A 17139-nucleotide genomic window follows, 5' to 3' on the forward strand; every position below is an offset into this window, starting at 1 on the left:
TGCGGATAACATTCAAAGAAGGGAAGAGCCGGGGCGGCTGGTACAACCTTGGAAATGTCGACGGGGAGATTCGAGTAGCAACTGGTTATCTGCTGGCACTTAATTCATAGGCCGCCTATTTATCAGGTACGACAGTGAACTTGATAGGCTCAGCCTTCACACCCTCCCTTTATGAGAGTCCTAGCTTGCTATCGAGTCGGGGCCAGTTGCGGGCCCGCCTCGACGCCCTCACCAGCGGATATGTCTTGCCTGGGGGGCCCAATTAATCGGGAGGGGAAAACGGAGGGATACTTGGAGAGCTACCGGGAAGGGTATCGGCTCCTGGTGGAGTTGATCTTTGTCAAAATTGACGAAGGGGAACAAAACGGTCACTATGGGACAAGTGGCTTCTCGGTGGCAGTTATGGATCCTCGCATCCAGAGACGCGAGTCACCGCGCTCAGGTCGGCCGTATGAGATCGTGCATCGGTGCGTGCGACTTGTTTCAAGGTCACACTTATTCGGGCACACTGCGACCATGCCCCTGGACCGTGCCACGCCCGCACAAGCAGAAGCCCCGATCCATCTCACACTCGCGATGCCGCACGATACCGCTCTCATCGAGGCTGCCATCCAACTCGGGAACCGTGCTCGAGCGACGCTCGGACATATGCCCTTCGCTGGGTATCACCAAGCGGCGTCAAAGGGCACTCTGCTGCTCGCCTGCTTGGGCGAGGAGGTTGTCGGCTATGCCTTGTATGACCTAGCGCGAAGACGAGTGCGGCTCAACCATCTCTGCGTGCATCCCCAGCTAAGGAAACGAGGCATTGCCCGGATGCTCGTGGAGTGGATCAGCGAGCGGCATGCCGACCACCTCGGTATCTCTGCACGTTGCCGGCACGACTACCGCCTAGGTGAAATGTGGATCAAGCTGGGATTCACCCAGGTCTCTGAGCGACCCGGGCGCAGTCATGAAGGGCACATCCTGGTCAACTGGTGGCGCGATCACCACCATCCGAATCTGTTCACCCGCGACGCCGAAACGGTTCTTGTACGCGCCGCGATCGACATCAATGTGCTGCGCGACTTCGTTGAGACCAGTCGCGCCGACCGCACGGAGTCCTTGGCGCTCGTCGCAAATCATGTCGTTGACCGGCTGGAACTGGTTCGCACCGCAGCCCTCGACCAAGAGATTGATAACATGGAAGGGAAACTTCGGGGCGAGTGCACGAGGCAAGCCCAGCCCTTTACTTCTGTCCGAACAAATGGCAAGCGTGTCAGGGAGGTGGCCCGTTATCTGGTGGCAGAAGCCCAGCAGAAACACTCCACATATCCCACCACCGACCAGGACCAGCTGGATCTGAAGCACGTGGCCGAAGCCATAGCCGCAGACCTGAATGTACTCGTGACCCGGGATGCCGACCTGGCTCGGATCCTGGGACCGGCGGCCGAAAAGCTCGGGCTACGAGTACTGCGCCCAGTAGACGTCCTGCTTCATCTGGACGAGCTCGTCCGAGCCCATGCCTACCGCCCCGCTGCCTTGCTCGACACGAGCTTCGCCGAACGACTCGTCGGTAGTGGACAAGAGGAGGACCTTGCCCCGCTCGCCAACAAGACGGAAGGTGAGCGTCCCCGGGACTTCTTGAAGATGTCCCGGGATCTCGCAGTAGCCGGGCAGGATCGCATTGGGATCTACGGTCCGACAGGAAATCTCGTGGCGACCTTCGCCACGGTGCATTCGAACGGCGTGCTACGCGTGCCCGTGCTACGTGTTGTCAACGATCCGCTGGCAGATACCCTGGCACATCAGTTGCTGTTCCGGCTTCGCCAACAAGCCCGCTTCGTCGGCGCCGCGATCGTCCGGATCACCGACCCTTACCTACAGCCGCATACCCGCCTGGCAGCGGTCAACGATGGCTTCCGCAACGTCGACGCCGATCTCTATGCATATGCTCTGGATGTCTGCGGCCCCGCTCCAGATGTCGAGCATCGTGCTGTCCTTGCGGCGAGGCGTGCAGGACTTCCGGAACCGGCCTCGTTAAGATCCAGTATGCCTGCCGTTGCCGCTGCTGAACTCGAACGCATCTGGTGGCCAACGAAGATCACCGATAGCGAGCTCCCCACCTACCTAATCCCCATCAAGCAGGTCTTCTCCATCGACCTGCTGGGCGTGCCCACCAGCCTCCTCCCACGTAACGACGCTTTGGGACTGAACAGGGAACACGTCTACTACCGGAGCCCCCGCGGCCCCCAGATCGAAGCGCCGGCACGCCTGCTGTGGTACATGAGTCAAGGGGGTGGCAGCAGCCCCTACCCTGCAGCCGTTATCGCGTGCTCACAACTCGACTCAGTGGTCAGCGGAACTCCCGACGAGCTGCATACGCGATTCCGCCACTTGGGCGTATGGGATAAGAAGACTATCGAACGAGCGGCGCATGATGGCCGTGCTCAGGCTTTGCGTTTCACCAACACGGAAATCTTCCCGCATCGGGTATCACGTGACCACCTTCGGCAACTCGCCGACCTACATGGCGTTCGCGCGATACCCCCACGAGGACCGCTCCTAATCCCTGCTGAATTATTCGCCGCAGTCTATAAGGAAGGTCGAGCGCAGTGACAACCCAACGAACTCTACTCCTATCCCTGCGACCACGCTTTGCGAACGCAATCCTGTCAGGTGGCAAGACCACGGAGATTCGCCGTCGCCCGGTCAACGCGAAACCGGGGACACCAATCATCCTCTATGCCAGCGCTCCCACCATGGCCATCGTCGGCACCGCCCGATTGCGCGCGGTTCACATCTGTGATCCTGACGAAGCATGGCAGACCCACCACCAGACCTTCGGTCTTTCGCGCACCGAATTTGATGCCTACCTGGATGGAAGTAGCTGGGCATATCTACTCACCTTGACCCAGGTGGGTTCCCTTGACGCGCCGCTGCCACTGCATCACCTGCGTCAAGACGGTCCTTTCCACCCGCCGCAGAGTTTTCGCTACGTGGCCGCAACTGACCCAGCCAGTATTCGAGATTTGGTTCCGGTCTGAATTCCAGTCCACCAAACACATCGGTTCACCCTGAAGATGATTTCTCTTGGTGAAGCTAGAAGGGGGCTTTGACCTGATTGGATGGCAGCAGGCAGGGCCGAGACGGTCGACGTCGCGATGTGCTTGAGCGATGATCAGAGGCATGAGACTGCTGGTGCTCGGTGGGACGCGGTTCGTGGGCAGGGCGCTTGTCGAGCAGGCCGCCGCGCTCGGGCACCAGGTGACGACGTTCAACCGCGGCCGGACGGGTCAGGACGTGCCTGGCGTCGAGGCCGTTCGGGGAGACCGGGAGAACGCCGCTGATCTTCTCTCGCTCGTCGACGGTCGCGAGTGGGACTGGGTGGTGGACACCAGCGGCTACGTTCCCCAGATCGTGGGCAACTCCGTGCGGCTCCTGTCCAGCAGAGCGAGGGCGTACGTCTTCCTCTCCACCGTCTCCGTCTATCCAGGTTGGCCGGCCGAGCCCGTCAGCGAAGACAGCGAGACCTACGAGTGTGCGCCGGACACGCCTGGTACCGCGGAGGACGAGGCGAACTGGACTGCCGCGCAGTACGGCGCCTACAAGGCCGGCTGTGAGCGTGCCGTTCAGGAGGCGTTCGAAGGGCAGGTCACGATCCTTCGTCCGGGGGTGATCCTGGGACCGATGGAGAACGTCGGCCGATTGACATGGTGGCTGACGCGGATCACCCGGGGCGGCAGAGTCCTTGCTCCTGGTGATGCCGGGAAGCCGATCCAGCCCATCGACATCCGTGACCTCACGGCCTTCACGCTGAACTGCCTCGAAAAGGGAATCACGGGCACCTTCAACCTCACCACGCCGAAGGAGCACACCACCTTTGGTGGGCTGCTCAATGCGTGCCGAGCCGTCACCGGTTCCGACGCCGAGTTGACCTGGGTAAACGATGAGTTCCTGGTCGAGCAGAAAGAGCGACAGTGGACGGCGATCCCGCTGTGGCGCACTCCTGCGGGGACATGGGCGGTCGACTCCGCGAAGGCGACGGCAGCAGGCTTGACCTGCCGGCCGATCGAAGAGACGGTTCGGGACACATACGCCTGGCTCAGGGAGAGCGGAGGGCCACTCGCCTACGACCGTCAAGCCCATCACGGGCTGTCTCCCGAGAGGGAACGCGAACTTCTCGAACTATGGGATCGCCGTTAGAAGGTGGCCGGTAGAGCCCGAGTCGCCGTCTCCGTCGTGAAGTCCTCGATCTTCTCCATGAGAACGCCTGCCTGCCTGGATGGGATCGAGGCCAATGACGAGCGGACCTGTCCCACGCGCTTCACCAGGCCTTCGACGCGTCTGTCCGGCCGGAGCGCGAACACAGGAGACAGCGCATCGGCAGCGCCGTCGATGTCGCCGGCAAGGAGGCGGGCAGCGGCCAGGTCGACGGACGCGCTCGCCTCCGCGGCGTACCACCGCTGGTCAGCAGGAACGGCTCGATAAAGGGTGAGTGCCCGTTCGCACTCTGTCTCCGCTTCCGGCGCCATACCCGCACTCAGGTAGGCGGATCCGGCGCAGAAGGCCTGCCGGGCCTCGTCGAAGCCGAACTCCCCACCCACCTCGTCGTGGAGCTCCCCTCTAGGTCCCCTTGCGTCGTGTGCCGCGAGGATCGCATTGCGAGTGCCGTCGACATCGCCGAGAAGGGCGGATGCCCGGCTGCCGATGCTGAGCAGTCGTACCCGCGTCGTACCGGGAGGAGCGATCTCCAGCCCTCGTTCGACCAGCCGAAGCGCCTGTGCGGGACGGCCTGCCCAGAACTCCACGCACGCCAGCAAGCCGTCGGCCCATGCCGACAGCTCGTTGTGGCCGATGACCTCTCCGTACACGCGAGCCGCCCTCGCCTGCTCCGCTGCGGCGTACGGGTAGCCCAGATCGAAGCTGGCACTGCCCAGTAGCCCGCAGATCTGCCCGGCAGCCAGGTACAGATCACGCTGCTGCCCGGGATTTCGGGTGCGGTCCAAGAGGCGGTACGCGCGGTTGCGGGTCCGGGTCAGCTCTCCGAAGAGGGGAAGCGGTGCGGCATGCACGTAGGCACGGGCGAGCCGGATGACGTCGTCGCTGAGCTGGTCCAGAGCGTTCGGACCGATGGACGCGGCCTCGATTTCGGCGACGTGATCGCTGGATTCGCCGGCGGCGCTCATGATCAGTTCCCGTTCCGTCGTGGGGACCGGAGTCTTCACGCCCGGCGAGTAATCGGTGGCGAAGCCGAGCTCCACCGGGCCGGTCCGGAAGAGGCGGCACAGCAGGTCGAGGTAGTCCACGCCAGGCCGATGGCCGCTCTCCCAGTCAAGCCATGATCTCTTGGTCAGCCCCCTGGCGCCAAGCCCCTGCTCTTGACACATCTGGTGCAGCGCCTGAACGGCCTTCTCCGCGCTGCTCCACCCGTTCGCCAGCCGGAAGCATTTGAGCGGGTGGTGTCCACAACACTGCCTGATCTCGGCTGCGATCGCGTTGATCACGCCTATCGGTGGAGGATCGGCTTCCTCCAGGAGCCGACGCATGCGAATGCGCTGGGCGCACTCCACATGGTGTCCAGGCTTGGCCATTTCGGGCCTCCCAAGCAAGGTCCACTCCAACGGTACGTCACGGATTGCGAAGCCGCAGCTACTCGTAGGGGGTCCACTCGCCCGAACCACTCGAATCACGCAGGTTGCTGATCCTCCTGCTGATCTCACGCGCGATGGACGGTCGGCTCGACAGGGCGGGCAGAGCCCCGGTCAGCATGGTCAGCTCCCTGACCTGGCGGAGGAGCGGGAACCCTTCCGCGGCCCTGGCGTCGAAGCCGTACGCCCCGAGGAACTCCTCCGCCGTGGGATGACCGAAGCGCAGTCCGTTCACCACCGTCGGAACCAGGTCCCATTCGAGAGGGCCATGGCACATCTGATCGAGGTCACAAAGTACGACCTCCCTGCCGCTCCAGAGCAGGTTGCCCGCCCACGCGTCGCCGTGAATGAGTCCGTACGGCAGGCTGTACTGGTTCGCGGGCAGCTCTCCATCCAGGCGGTCGCACCAGTCCAGTAAGAATTCCCGATCGCTGTCCTGCAGCGTTCCGGTGGCCAACAGGAGATTGCTGCGGGCATCCGCAACCGGATCCCATGGTGGCAGCGGGAAGGGCGGCGACTCCTCGTGCAGGCGCCGCAGGAGTGACGCGAGCCGGACGACGGGTGGTGCGTGGCGCGGCTGCGGAAGGTACTCCCAGAACGTGGCTACCACACCCTCCACTACGACAGCCTCCGGGGTAGCCGGATGAACGCGCACCGCCGGAAAACCGATGCTTTCCAGCCAGTGAGCCATGCGGACTGCCCGGCGCGCCTTGGCCGCCATCTCCGCCGAGGCGACGCGAACGACAGCAGTGGCACGTGGGAGATGGAAGACGGCGTTGGCACATACACGAATGAGTCGGGCATCACGGCAGTCCATCCCCGCCATGCGGCAGAGTTCGAGCAGGATGCCGTCCCCCAACGGTACGACGGTGTTCACCGCAGCAGCTCCTGCACGGGGCTCAGGGCGCGGAACTCCTCGATGCGCTCGACGAGTGCCCGTGCCTGGGGGCACCCCCGGAAGCGCGGCTCGGACGCCACCCAGCGACGCACGCTGAGCAGGCGCTGGACGAGGCCGTCGATGCGCTGGCGCTCAGGAAGGCTGACGATGTTGGTCACCACGGTGGTAGCAGCTTCTAGATCCCCCTTCAGCAGATGCCCCACGGTCAGGTCCGAGTAGGCGATCGCCTCATTCCCGTAGGCGCGGAGGTGCGGCTCCCCTGATCGATAAAGGGAGATCGCCTGATCGGCGTAGGTGATCGCGGCGTCAGGGCGGCGTAGATGCACATGCGCACCGGCGGCCAGATAAGAATGCTTGGCCATGTCGAAGCGGAATTCGCCCCCGATGTCGTCGTGGATCTCGTCGTAGTCGTTCTTGCGATCCCAGGCACTGCCGATGGCCCGAAGGGTTTCAGCCTCCGCACCCATCGCCGCAGAGGCCAGTGCCTCGATGCTGGCGAGACGGGCAAACGCCGTACGGCTCCGCGCGAAGCGCTGGCCATCGCGGGCAAGGTCAACGGCAGCTTCGGGGGCGCCGTTCCAGTAGGCGATCATTGCCTGCAGGCCGCGAACCCAGGCCCGTAGCGCATGATGATCGATAATCGACGCATAGGTCCACGCCGCTCTCGCCTGCGTCGTCGCCGCGGTCTGGTTTCCCATGTCCAGGCTCGCGTTGGCGAGCAGGCCGCAGACCTGACCGGCCAGCAGCATGAGTTGAGCGGCTTGAGCAGGGCGAACGCGCCCATCAAGGAGCCTGAAGATCTCGCCGCGTAACCAGAGCATCCGGTGGAAGAGCGGCAGAGGATCGGCGTAGACGTATTCGCTTGCGACTCGGCGGATCTCGGCGTCGAGGTGTTCCAACGTCACAGTGCTGACATCGCTCAACTGTGCTGAAGCCGCGTGCGTGAGCGATTCGCGGGCCACCTCCATGATGAGGGCCTGGTCGCCGGTCCGGCGACGGACGGGCTCCTCGGTCGGCCCGTATGCGCGTGCGAATCCCAACTGAACCGGGCCGGTGAGAAACAGCCGGCAGAGGAGGTCCTGGTAGTCGGGGCTGGGGAGATGCTCGCCCTCCCACTCGATCCATGATCGAACGGTCAGGCCGCGTGCGCCCAAACCTTCACGTGTGCACATGTCGTGAAACGTCTCGATGGCCTTCGCAAGGGTCCACCCTCTGGCCAGCCGGTGTGCTTTGAGGGGCGAGTAGCCACAGCAGGCGCGGATCTCCTCTGCAATCAGGTTCGGGGTTCTGCCCGAATTTTCCGTTTGGATCCTCCTCGCGCATTCCACGTCGTGACCAGGCATATACCGACGGTAGGACAGAAAGCGCGGTCAGAGTGGTGCCTCATGGGTGTGAACTTGCCGCACTTCCGGTGCGAATCCGCCGCACTGCGACGCGGCGCCCTCTCGCTACCGGAGGTAGTCGATCCGCGACAACGTTGGAGACCGCCACGAAGCAGCGAGGGAGGCGGTTGTGGTGACTTTAGTCCGTCAGCGGTCGGCCAACATTGCCGCCTGGCCTTTGCGTAAGGACGCTCGGGCGGCGGCCCAGGCACGACAGCTGACCAGCGGAGCGCTGACGGCGCTGGGCGTCCACCCAGAACTCGTGAGCGACGCCGTTCTCATGGTGAGCGAACTGACCGGCAACGCGGTCCTCTACGGGGAGACGCCCTTCGAGCTCGTGCTGCGGTCCGAGCAGGACGAGCTTTACGTGGAGGTCATCGACGGCGGCACCATAAATCCGGTCATGCGCGTGGCCAGCGCCGAAGAAGAGCATGGCCGGGGGCTGAGCATCGTCTTCGAACTGTCGGGAGGCCGCTGCGGCTACCGGCACAACGTTGCCTATTCGACCAGGCGGGACAGGTACGGGAAGGCCGTCTGGTTCGCGATCCCCCTGAATCGTCAGGCTCCTGCCCCAGAAACCTCAGGAGATTCGATATGACGACAGACCCGGAAAAAGCGGCCTCATGGCTCCAGGAGCTGGCCGCTGAACTGAAGAACCGTCGGTTCTCCGCTCGGGTACGCACCGGGGAGAATCGCACACCCTGCCTGCACGTGGTCAACCTTGCTGCACCGGTCCTTACCGAGAGCGTGATCACTGCGATCGACGGGGACGGCGAGTGGTGCTTCTTCTTCCCTTGGCCCCAGCGGATCGCTCCCGTGGGTGATCTCGCCGCTGCGGCCGATCGTGTCGAGCGTGTCCTCGCTGAGATCGGCCGGTAGGCCGGCGCGACGACGTGGAGCCGCTTCCCCCGTGGCGCTCCACGTCGTCGCGCCCATCGGTCCCCTTGTGGTTCAAGACCAGCACTTCAACTCCAGGAGTCGGCGGTATGGCAGTGACAAAACCACTCAGAGCAGCGGTCATCGGCCTCGGACGGGCGGGACACATTCATACGGCTGTCCTGCGTTCACTCGACGGTGTCGCCCTGGTCGCGGTAGCCGACCCTGATCCGGTACGGCGTGCCGCCTTCGACAGCGTTCACGTGGCAGCCAGTGCAGAGGATCTCCTGGAACTGGAGCTGGACTACTGCGTCGTCGCCACTCCGATCCCCGAACGCGAGCAGGTGGGGCGCGCATTGGCGGTGGCAGGAGTACCCGCTCTCATCGAAGGGCCTATCGCGCCGTCGCTGCCGGCGGCCATGCGGCTTGCCGAAGCCTTCGACAACGCCGGACTGCTCGGGGCCGTCGCACAGAGCGAGCGGCACAACCCGGTGGTAAAGGAGCTTGGCCTACGTCTACGGGGCGGGGGCTTCGGCAGCGTCTATCAGGTGGCGACCCGTCGCTACGACCGCCTTGGTGATCACTCCCCAGGCGTCGGCGTGGTCGCCCAGATGGCCATTCACGACGTCGACCTGGCCATGTGGCTTACGGGTAGCCATGTCACCTCCGTCGCCGCCAACGTCGCTCGTGTGAGCGGGGGCGGTCACGAGGACCATGCCGTGGCTCTCCTGCGTCTCAGCGGGGGTGAGAACGCCGACATCCAGGTCAACCGGATCTCTCCGCGCAAGGAACGGGTCGTCATCGCACACACTGACCGGGGCTGCGTGGTAGCCGATGCGTTGACGCATACGATCATTCACTACGCCCACGATGGGTTGGACGACGTCGCCCGGACCGCCGATCCCACCTCGTATCTCCCAGAGAAGGTGACGAGCTACGAGGTGCCGGTTGCCGATCCGTTCCGTGGCCAGCACGAAGCCTTCCGAGGCGCCCTGCTCGGCCTGTCGAGTGACATCGCCACCCTGCGCCAAGGCGCTGCCACCATCGCAGTGACCGAGGCCGTCATCACCGCGGCTCGCACCGGCGCCTGCGTGACGCCGACCGACCACGTTCTTCCTTCGGCCAGCCTGCGTTCGGCGCAGCCAGTGGCTTTCAGGCCGACGTGAACTTGACCGTCATGGGGCGGGTTGTGACGACCGGACCCGAATGCCCCCTCGGGCTACTCCGAAAGAGAACCCCTACGAAGACAAGGAGAGGAACGTGCTCGCGACCGACTTCCCCGGGGCCACATGGCGGAAGAGCAGCCGCAGTGCCAACAACTGCGCCTGCGTTGAAGCTGCAGTGCTCAATGACGGCCGTGTGGCTGTGCGGGACAGCAAGAACCCTGACGGTCCCGCCCTGGTGTTCACACCCGTCGAGTGGGATGCCTTCATCGTCGGCGCCCAGGGCGGCGAGTTCACCCGTGAGCGGCTGGCTGCGAACGCTGAGACTCCGTCCCTGCCGGTGTAGTTGCTGGTGAGGACGGGTGTGGCGGGCTCCGACTCCGGATGCCGGCCACTGGCACGACCCCGGGCCGGGGCGGTTCGGGGAGTCTCTACAGGGAGGACATCATGTCCATCATCAACGGAGTGCCTGTTGGGGCACCCACGCTCAGCCCCTTCTTCCCGGGGCAGTCCCCCACCCTGAGCCCGTACCAGGGTTCGGCCACCCGTAGCCCGTTCGACCTCGACGTCACCGTGGCGGAGGTCGCCGATCCGGCCGGACTGGTCAACGTGACCGACGACGGCTGCACCAGCACCTGCGGCGCGTGCGTCACCGGCGCTGCCTGACCATTCACGTCCCCACGGTCGGCGCCGCCGCAGGGCGACCTGCGGTGGCGCCGGCCGCCATCCTCACCGTCTCATCATGGAGGTGCACGTGCGCTCGCCTGTCCTGCCAGCCGGGTTCCGGTCCTGCGGCACCGCGCTCATCCGCGCCGCCGCGCACCCCCCGCCTACTGTGTTGCCGTGGCCCGATCTGGCCGAGTCCACCTCCGCCCATGTCGCGTCCTGGGTGGACTGGCTGCGGCGAGTCTGGGCGAACGACGACATCGCGGAGGCCCTGGACCACGCCAGCCCGGTGCTGTCCCAGCAGGTGCGGGTACTCTGCACGGCTGCGAACCCGGAGGTCCGCGAGACCCGGCGTGCGGTTCTGTCTGTGGCCCGATACCTGCAACGTATGGCGGGACGCGCCACCCCGTTCGGGCTGCTCGCCGGGGTCACCACCGCATCGTTCGGAGCCGGTCCGCAGCTTCGCTGGGGAGTGCGGCATCAGGCTGTTGCCCGGGCGGGCGCGGAGTGGCTTGCCGCTGTGATCGCCCAGGTGGAGGACTGTCCCGACCTGCTGGCCCGGCTGCCCGTGGTGGCCAACAACACGCTCATCGTGCGAGGCGATCGCCTGATCGTGCCCTACCAGCCACAGCCACATGACCGCGGGATGGGTGCGGCGGAGATCTCGCTGCGCCACACGCCGGCCGTGGCTGCCGCCGTGAACGCGGCCCGAGCTCCGATCCGTCTGGAGGACCTGGCCGCGAAACTCCACGCCGAATTTCCCGACGCCGCACCGGCGGCGGTCACCGGGATGCTCACCGGGCTGATCGCACGCGGTGCGTTGATCACCAGCGTGCACGCGCCCAGCACCGAACCCGACGCCCTCGGACACCTGGTGGAGCAACTGGAGGCGGCGGGCACGTCGGCGTACGAGCAGACGAGCCTGGTCCAAGCGCTGAAGGACATCCATGCACTGCTGCAGCAGCACAACCGGTCACCGGCGAGTGAGGGCCGTACCGTTCGCGCGGACCTGGCTCAGCGGATGCGTCGCCTGGCCCGAACCCGGCAGCACCCGCTCGCGGTGGATCTGAGGCTGGACGCGTCCGCCATGCTGCCCGATGAGGTCGCCCGCGAGGTCGAGCGTGCCGCGCTGGCCCTGACCCGGCTGAGCGCCTACCCGGTGGGCTCCCCCGCCTGGAAGTCCTACCACCAGCGGTTCTACGAGCGGTACGGCATCGGCTCGCTGGTGCCGCTGCTGGACGTGGTCGACGACAGCGGCGTCGGCTGGCCGGACGGGTACCCGGGCACCGTGACCCCCGAGCGGCGATCGGCGATGTCCGCACGCGACGAGGTGCTGCTGGCGCTGGCCCAAGGCGCGGCGCTGGATGGCCGCGACGAGATCGTCATCGACGAGGCGCTGATCACGGCCTTGCAGCTGGGACCCGAGCAGATGCGGCCACCGTCACATCTGGAGCTCGGCGTACGTATCCACGCCACTGACCTGGACGCGCTGCACCGCGGCGAGTTCCGCCTGGAGGTCCTGACCGTCTCGCGTGCCGCTGGCGTGCTGACCGGTCGTTTCCTGAGTGTCCTGCCCCCAGGGGAGCGGGCCGCACTGGCGGAGGCCCTGGCGCGGGTGCCGGATGGCGACAGCGACACTGTGGCGGCGCAGTTGTCCTTCCCGCCGTTGGACCCGGCGACCTCGCACGTGACTCGCGCTGTGCAGACCCTTCCGATCGTGATCAGCCTGGCCGAGCACCGCGTTACGGGAGGGCAGGTCCTGACGGTCGAGGACCTGGCGGTGGGCTGCGACGGCCGCCGCCTGTACCTCGCGGCCCCGGCTCATGGGAAACGTCTGGAAGCGGCGGCGACTCATGCGCTGAATCTCCGTACCCACACACCGCCGCTGGCCCGGTTCCTGACCGAACTCAGCCGAGCCCAGTACGCCCAGGTCAGCGTGTTCAACTGGGGCGCCGCCGTGCGCCTGCCGTACCTCCCACGGGTGCGCTACGGCCGTACGATCTTGGCTGCGGCCCGCTGGCGGCTGACGGCGGCCGACTTGCCCGGCCGGACCGAGCCCTGGACCGTGTGGGACGCTGCCTTCACGGCCTGGCGGGAGCGTCGGCGGCTGCCGCGCCTCGTGCATCTGGTGGACGGAGACCGGCGGCTGCCCCTGGATCTGGACCAGAGCGGGCACCGGGTGCTGCTGCGCGCCCACCTGGGCGGGGCCCCGCATGCTGTCCTGACCGAAGCCCCGGCACCCGAGACGGCCGGCTGGTGCGACGGCCGAGCGCACGAGGTCATCGTGCCGCTGACGGCGACGGCACCACCGCCCTGGCCGCGCTTGCCCACACCTACCCCGGCGCGGGTCGTCGGCCGCTCGGGTGGCCTGGCTCCTGCCGCCTCACGGGTGCTGCTCGCCAGCCTGTACGGCGACATTCACCGCCAGGACGTCATCCTCGCGGACTACCTGCCCGGCCTGCTTGATCAGCTCGGCGGCCCCTTCTGGTGGTTCGTCCGTTACCGCGATCCCGCCCAGCACCTGCGTCTGCGCATCGCCCTGCCCGACGCCGACACCTTCGGTCCGGTCGCGCGCACGGTGAGCACCTGGGCCGAGCAACTGCGCCGGGACGGCCTGCTGCGCGAATTGATCTACCCCAGCTCCTACCCCGAGATCGGCCGGTGGGGGGCGGGGGAGGCGATGGCCGCCGCCGAGCGCGTGTTCGCCACCGACTCCCGTGCTGTGCTCACCCAACTCCGGCTGCCGGCGCGCCCGCACCGGCAGGCGCTCGTGGCCGCCCACACCGTCGCGATCGCGGAGGCGTTCACCGGCAGCACCGCGGCGGGCATGCACTGGCTCATCGACCACATTCCCGCGAAGGCCCCCGCGCGGGTTCCCCGCCCGGTGTTCACCGAAGCCGTCGACATCGCTGACCCCCGTGACGACTGGGCGGCCCTGCGTGCCGCCCCCGGCGGCACGCAGATCGCCGAGGCATGGGAACCTCGCGCCCGGGCCTTGGCCGCGTACCGGACCCACCTGCCCGGCCCCGACACCCAGGGCGTCGCCGTGGATGACGTCCTCGGCTCCCTCATGCACGTCAACTTCGTCCGTGCGTGCGGCATCGACTTCGACGACGAAGCCATCGGCCTGTACCTCGCCCGATCCGCCGCGCTGGCGTGGAAGGCCCGCACCTCCGGGGGACGACCGTGAGCACACTCGAGGATGACGCCGTGAAACTGGCCGTGGCGGTCGCCGACCGGCTCGCCCACCCCGACGCCCCCGGCCTGCCCGCCTCGAAACCGTGGTGGACGCAATCCCTCGCCCACGGCGCGCCGGGCATCGCCCTGCTGCACATCGAGCTCGCCGCCCGCGGGGCGGCACCCTGGGACCACGCCCACGCCTGGCTGTGCTCGGCGACCTGGGCGAAAGTCACGGGCGGCCCGGACAGCCACCTGTACTACGGGGCACCCGCCATCGCCCACGCCGTGGCGTGTGCCGCCGATCACCAGGCCGGCTCCTATCGCCGGGCGCTGGACGCCCTGGACCGTCAGATCACCGCCGACACACTGGCCCGAGTGGAAGCGGCGAACGCCCGCATCGACACGGGCAGCCAGCCCGCGCTGGCCGAGTTCGACACGATCCGCGGCCTGGCCGGACTCGGCTCCTACCTGCTGCGCCGCGACCCGGACGGGCAGGCGGTCCGCGCCGTCCTGACCTACCTGGTACGCCTGACCGAACCGCTGGCCCTGGACGGGGAGACGTTGCCCGGCTGGTGGGCGGCCTGCGGGCCCTCCGGTCTCGCCGAATCCCGCATGCCGGGCGGTCATGCCAACAACGGGATGGCCCACGGTATCGGCGGCCCCCTGGCCCTGCTGGCGCTCGCCGTACTGCACGGCGTCACCGTGAACGGCCACCATGAGGCGATCGGCCGAATCCTCGCCTGGCTCGACCAGTGGCGCACCCGCAACGGCTGGCCCTACTTCGTCACCCGCCCTCAGCTGAACGCCGGGCAGATCAAGGCGACCTCGCCCCGCCGACCGTCGTGGTGCTACGGCACGGCGGGATTGGCCCGCACCCAGCAGCTCGCCGCCCTCGCGCTCGGCGACACCGCACGCCGTCATGCCGCCGAAGACGCCCTCGTCCACGCGGTCACCGATCGCGCCCACCTCGCCACGGCCACCGACGCCTCGCTGTGCCACGGCCACGCCGGGTTCGCTCACATCGCCATCCGCGCGGCGGCTGACGCCGCCCCGTGCATGGCCGTACGGCTGCGCGCCGCCGCCCTGCACCTGCTGGAGGTCATCCACCCGCCCGGCACCGACCCTGCGAAGGCTGCCGACCGGCTCCTGGCATCGGCCGGCCCCGCCCTGCTCGAAGGCGCCACCGGGATCGCCCTCGCGACCGCGTCCGCAGCGTCAGTGACAGGCCCCGTCACCGGTTGGGACACCTGCCTGCTCATTACCTGAAAGGGGACCACAACGCATGTGGTGTCAGTGCAACATCGAGTTCACCGACCCCGCCACCGCCTACGAAGTCGCGGCTGCGGAACTCCTTCCCGCCCTGACCGCCGCCCACGGCAGCGGCCTCCTGCGCTCCTGGTGGTACATCCGGAAGAAGGGCGTGTGGCGGCTGCGGTACGCCATGAGCGGCGACACGAGCGTGATCGGCGATCTCCTGGACAAGCTGGCCACCGAGGGTCGCATCGTCGGTTGGGTTCCCGGCATCTACGAACCCGAGACGCGCGCCTTCGGCGGCCCGCAGAGCATGGACATCGCGCACGAGCTGTTCCACCACGACAGTCGCCACCTGCTGAACCGTGCCGTCCAGAGCCATGCCACCCAGCCCGGTACGGCCGCGCCCGGTCAGCGGGAGACCAGCATCCTGCTGTGCGCCGCGATGATGCGCGCCGCCGGACTCGACTGGTACGAGGCCGGGGACGTGTGGGCGCAGGTCGCCGAGCACCGTCCTGCCGACCCTGCCAACCCCGCCTGGCCTCCGGAGCGGGATGCAGGCCTGCAGGCGGCGATGCGCCGTCTGCTGACCGCCGATGCTCGCTCCCTGCCTCCACTCTCCGCTGGGTGGGTGGCCGCGTTCGAGAAGGCCGGACAATCCCTGGCCGACCTTGCCCAGCACGGGCGGCTACAGCGCGGCCTGCGCGCGATCCTCGCCCACCACGTGATCTTCCACGCCAACCGGGCGGGCCTGCCGGTGCCCGACCAGTCGGCCATCGCCACGCTCGCCGTCCAGACCGTGTTCACCCCCGCACGTAATCGCGTTTTCCCAGGTCAAAACCCGTCCACGACGACTAAGGTCCCGCCCATGACAATCACCGATCAGCCCGCCGCCTCTCCCGAGAAACTGCGCGACGCCATGACGGACCGACTCCGTGACGGCGGTGTCATCCGCAGCTCCGCTGTCGAGACCGCGTTCCGGACGGTGCCCCGGCACCTGTTCGTTCCTGGCGTCTCAATCGCGTCGGCGTACGCCGACACCCCCGTCTACACCAAGCACGACGTCTCCGGCGCGTCGATCAGCGCGGCCTCCCAGCCGTGGATGGTCGCGGCGATGCTTGAGCAACTTGACCCGCTGCCCGGCCAGCGGATCCTCGAAGCCGGGGCGGGCACCGGATACAACGCCGCACTGATGGGCACGATCGTCGGGCCGACCGGGCACGTCACCACGATCGACGTCGACGACGACCTGGTCGACGGGGCGCGCGAGCACCTGGCCGCCGCCGGCGTCGGCAACGTCGGCGTGCTCCTCGGCGACGGTGCCCTCGGCCACGCAGACGGCGCTCCCTACGATCGGATCATCGCGACCGTCGGGGCTTGGGAGACCCCCACTGCCTGGCTGGAGCAACTCGCCCCCGGCGGTCGCCTGGTCGTACCACTGCGCCTGCGCGGCACGAACTCCCGCAGCATCGCCTTCGAACGCGACGACAACGGCTGGCGCGGCATCGACAGCAAGCTCGCCGTGTTCATGCCGCTACGCGGCATCGGTGACGACGCCCGCCGCGTCGTCACCCTGACCCCGGAGCAGGACGTGACTCTGCAGGTCCACAAGGACCAGGCGGTCGACCCCTCCGCGCTGGCCGGGGTGCTCGACACCGAGCGTCACGAGGCATGGACCGGAGTGCTCTTCCCGCCGAACGTGCCGTTCGAATGGATGGAGCTGTGGCTGTGCCTGCGTCTGGACAACCCGCTCATGCGGATGAACGTCCAAGCCGATGCTGAGACCCGCAAGGTGACGGCCATGTTCCCCTGGGGTTCCATGGCGACCACCAGCGGCGGTGACCTGGCCTACCTCACCGTACGCCCCGCAGCACAAGACGGCGGGAAGCTCTACGAGGTCGGCGTGGTCGGCCATGGCCCCGGAGGGCACGACCTCGCCGAGAACGTCGCAGCCGAGATCCGCACCTGGGACCAGGAACACCGCGACCGCACGGCGCGGTTCGAGCTGCCCGACGCCCCGCCCGATGCGGACCCCGGCAACGGACGGTTCGTCCTGCCCCGTTCCCACCACCCGATCCTCGTGATCTGGGAGTAAC

At 67.2% G+C, this 17139-nt stretch carries 14 protein-coding genes; 11 read left to right on the forward strand and 3 right to left on the reverse strand.

Features of this window, described 5'->3' with window-relative positions; genetic code table 11:
- Nucleotides 1-516: 516 nt before the first annotated feature.
- From ACFHYQ_RS01295 to ACFHYQ_RS01305, 3 genes are all read left to right on the forward strand, one after another.
- Nucleotides 517-2595: a GNAT family N-acetyltransferase gene (locus tag ACFHYQ_RS01295; protein WP_394299177.1), complete on the forward strand. Its 2079-nt coding sequence runs from the start codon at nucleotides 517-519 to the stop codon at nucleotides 2593-2595.
- Nucleotides 2592-3023 carry an ASCH domain-containing protein gene (locus tag ACFHYQ_RS01300; protein WP_394299178.1) on the forward strand — a complete coding sequence of 144 codons (432 nt, stop codon included), beginning with the start codon at nucleotides 2592-2594 and terminating at the stop codon, nucleotides 3021-3023. Before ACFHYQ_RS01295 ends, ACFHYQ_RS01300 begins: the two co-directional genes overlap by 4 nt.
- Before the next feature lie 142 nt (nucleotides 3024-3165).
- On the forward strand, nucleotides 3166-4182 hold the full coding sequence (locus ACFHYQ_RS01305; RefSeq protein WP_394299179.1) for an NAD-dependent epimerase/dehydratase family protein: 1017 nt from the start codon (nucleotides 3166-3168) through the stop codon (nucleotides 4180-4182).
- On the opposite strand, the gene ACFHYQ_RS01310 is transcribed toward ACFHYQ_RS01305, so the two are convergent.
- From ACFHYQ_RS01310 to ACFHYQ_RS01320, 3 genes are read right to left on the reverse strand one after another with little or no spacing between them, the layout of a single operon-like run.
- Nucleotides 4179-5570: an NsdA family TPR-like regulatory protein gene (locus ACFHYQ_RS01310; RefSeq protein WP_394299180.1), complete on the reverse strand. Its 1392-nt coding sequence runs from the start codon at nucleotides 5568-5570 to the stop codon at nucleotides 4179-4181. The two genes, ACFHYQ_RS01305 and ACFHYQ_RS01310, sit on opposite strands and share 4 nt — an antisense overlap.
- A gap of 58 nt (nucleotides 5571-5628) precedes the next feature.
- On the reverse strand, nucleotides 5629-6504 hold the full coding sequence (locus ACFHYQ_RS01315; protein WP_394299181.1) for a phosphotransferase: 876 nt from the start codon (nucleotides 6502-6504) through the stop codon (nucleotides 5629-5631).
- Nucleotides 6501-7868, reverse strand: coding sequence for an NsdA family TPR-like regulatory protein (locus ACFHYQ_RS01320; protein WP_394299182.1), 1368 nt, complete (start codon nucleotides 7866-7868; stop codon nucleotides 6501-6503). The genes ACFHYQ_RS01315 and ACFHYQ_RS01320 overlap by 4 nt, the downstream gene beginning before the upstream one ends.
- A 172-nt stretch (nucleotides 7869-8040) precedes the next feature.
- Between ACFHYQ_RS01320 and ACFHYQ_RS01325 the strand changes: the two genes are divergently transcribed.
- The 8 genes from ACFHYQ_RS01325 (at nucleotide 8041) to fxlM (ending at nucleotide 17138) form a co-directional block, all read left to right on the forward strand.
- The gene (locus tag ACFHYQ_RS01325; RefSeq protein ID WP_394299183.1) at nucleotides 8041-8505 is read left to right on the forward strand and encodes an ATP-binding protein; all 465 of its coding nucleotides are present in this window, start codon (nucleotides 8041-8043) and stop codon (nucleotides 8503-8505) included.
- Nucleotides 8502-8786, forward strand: coding sequence for a hypothetical protein (locus ACFHYQ_RS01330; protein ID WP_394299184.1), 285 nt, complete (start codon nucleotides 8502-8504; stop codon nucleotides 8784-8786). Before ACFHYQ_RS01325 ends, ACFHYQ_RS01330 begins: the two co-directional genes overlap by 4 nt.
- Before the next feature lie 107 nt (nucleotides 8787-8893).
- Nucleotides 8894-9949, forward strand: a complete 1056-nt coding sequence (locus ACFHYQ_RS01335; RefSeq protein ID WP_394299185.1) for a Gfo/Idh/MocA family protein — start codon at nucleotides 8894-8896, stop codon at nucleotides 9947-9949.
- A 94-nt stretch (nucleotides 9950-10043) separates the two neighbouring features.
- A complete protein-coding gene (locus tag ACFHYQ_RS01340; protein WP_394299186.1) occupies nucleotides 10044-10292 on the forward strand; it encodes a DUF397 domain-containing protein in 249 nt (82 codons plus the stop codon).
- 101 nt (nucleotides 10293-10393) lie between these two features.
- Nucleotides 10394-10612, forward strand: a complete 219-nt coding sequence (locus ACFHYQ_RS01345; protein ID WP_394299187.1) for an FxLD family lanthipeptide — start codon at nucleotides 10394-10396, stop codon at nucleotides 10610-10612.
- A 76-nt stretch (nucleotides 10613-10688) separates the two neighbouring features.
- The gene (locus ACFHYQ_RS01350) at nucleotides 10689-13802 is read left to right on the forward strand and encodes a lantibiotic dehydratase (protein ID WP_394299188.1); all 3114 of its coding nucleotides are present in this window, start codon (nucleotides 10689-10691) and stop codon (nucleotides 13800-13802) included.
- Nucleotides 13799-15058: a lanthionine synthetase C family protein gene (locus ACFHYQ_RS01355; protein WP_394299189.1), complete on the forward strand. Its 1260-nt coding sequence runs from the start codon at nucleotides 13799-13801 to the stop codon at nucleotides 15056-15058. The genes ACFHYQ_RS01350 and ACFHYQ_RS01355 overlap by 4 nt, the downstream gene beginning before the upstream one ends.
- Before the next feature lie 16 nt (nucleotides 15059-15074).
- Entirely contained in the window at nucleotides 15075-17138 is a 2064-nt protein-coding gene (fxlM, locus tag ACFHYQ_RS01360; RefSeq protein WP_394299190.1) for a methyltransferase, FxLD system, read from the forward strand.
- The last annotated feature ends 1 nt before the right edge of the window (nucleotide 17139 follow it).

It is taken from the genome of Sphaerimonospora cavernae, from assembly GCF_042435035.1.
In the GTDB taxonomy this organism is placed as follows: domain Bacteria; phylum Actinomycetota; class Actinomycetes; order Streptosporangiales; family Streptosporangiaceae; genus Sphaerimonospora; species Sphaerimonospora cavernae.

What these genes read in the sequence shown, in the direction of transcription:
- fxlM (WP_394299190.1), top strand. Translation starts at nt 15,075, where the DNA reads ATGTGGTGTCAGTGCAACATCGAGTTCACCGACCCCGCCACCGCCTAC.
- ACFHYQ_RS01350 (WP_394299188.1), top strand. Translation starts at nt 10,689, where the DNA reads ATGGAGGTGCACGTGCGCTCGCCTGTCCTGCCAGCCGGGTTCCGGTCC.
- ACFHYQ_RS01310 (WP_394299180.1), bottom strand. Translation starts at nt 5,570, where the DNA reads ATGGCCAAGCCTGGACACCATGTGGAGTGCGCCCAGCGCATTCGCATG.
- ACFHYQ_RS01320 (WP_394299182.1), bottom strand. Translation starts at nt 7,868, where the DNA reads ATGCCTGGTCACGACGTGGAATGCGCGAGGAGGATCCAAACGGAAAAT.
- ACFHYQ_RS01335 (WP_394299185.1), top strand. Translation starts at nt 8,894, where the DNA reads ATGGCAGTGACAAAACCACTCAGAGCAGCGGTCATCGGCCTCGGACGG.
- ACFHYQ_RS01345 (WP_394299187.1), top strand. Translation starts at nt 10,394, where the DNA reads ATGTCCATCATCAACGGAGTGCCTGTTGGGGCACCCACGCTCAGCCCC.
- ACFHYQ_RS01330 (WP_394299184.1), top strand. Translation starts at nt 8,502, where the DNA reads ATGACGACAGACCCGGAAAAAGCGGCCTCATGGCTCCAGGAGCTGGCC.
- ACFHYQ_RS01295 (WP_394299177.1), top strand. Translation starts at nt 517, where the DNA reads ATGCCCCTGGACCGTGCCACGCCCGCACAAGCAGAAGCCCCGATCCAT.
- ACFHYQ_RS01305 (WP_394299179.1), top strand. Translation starts at nt 3,166, where the DNA reads ATGAGACTGCTGGTGCTCGGTGGGACGCGGTTCGTGGGCAGGGCGCTT.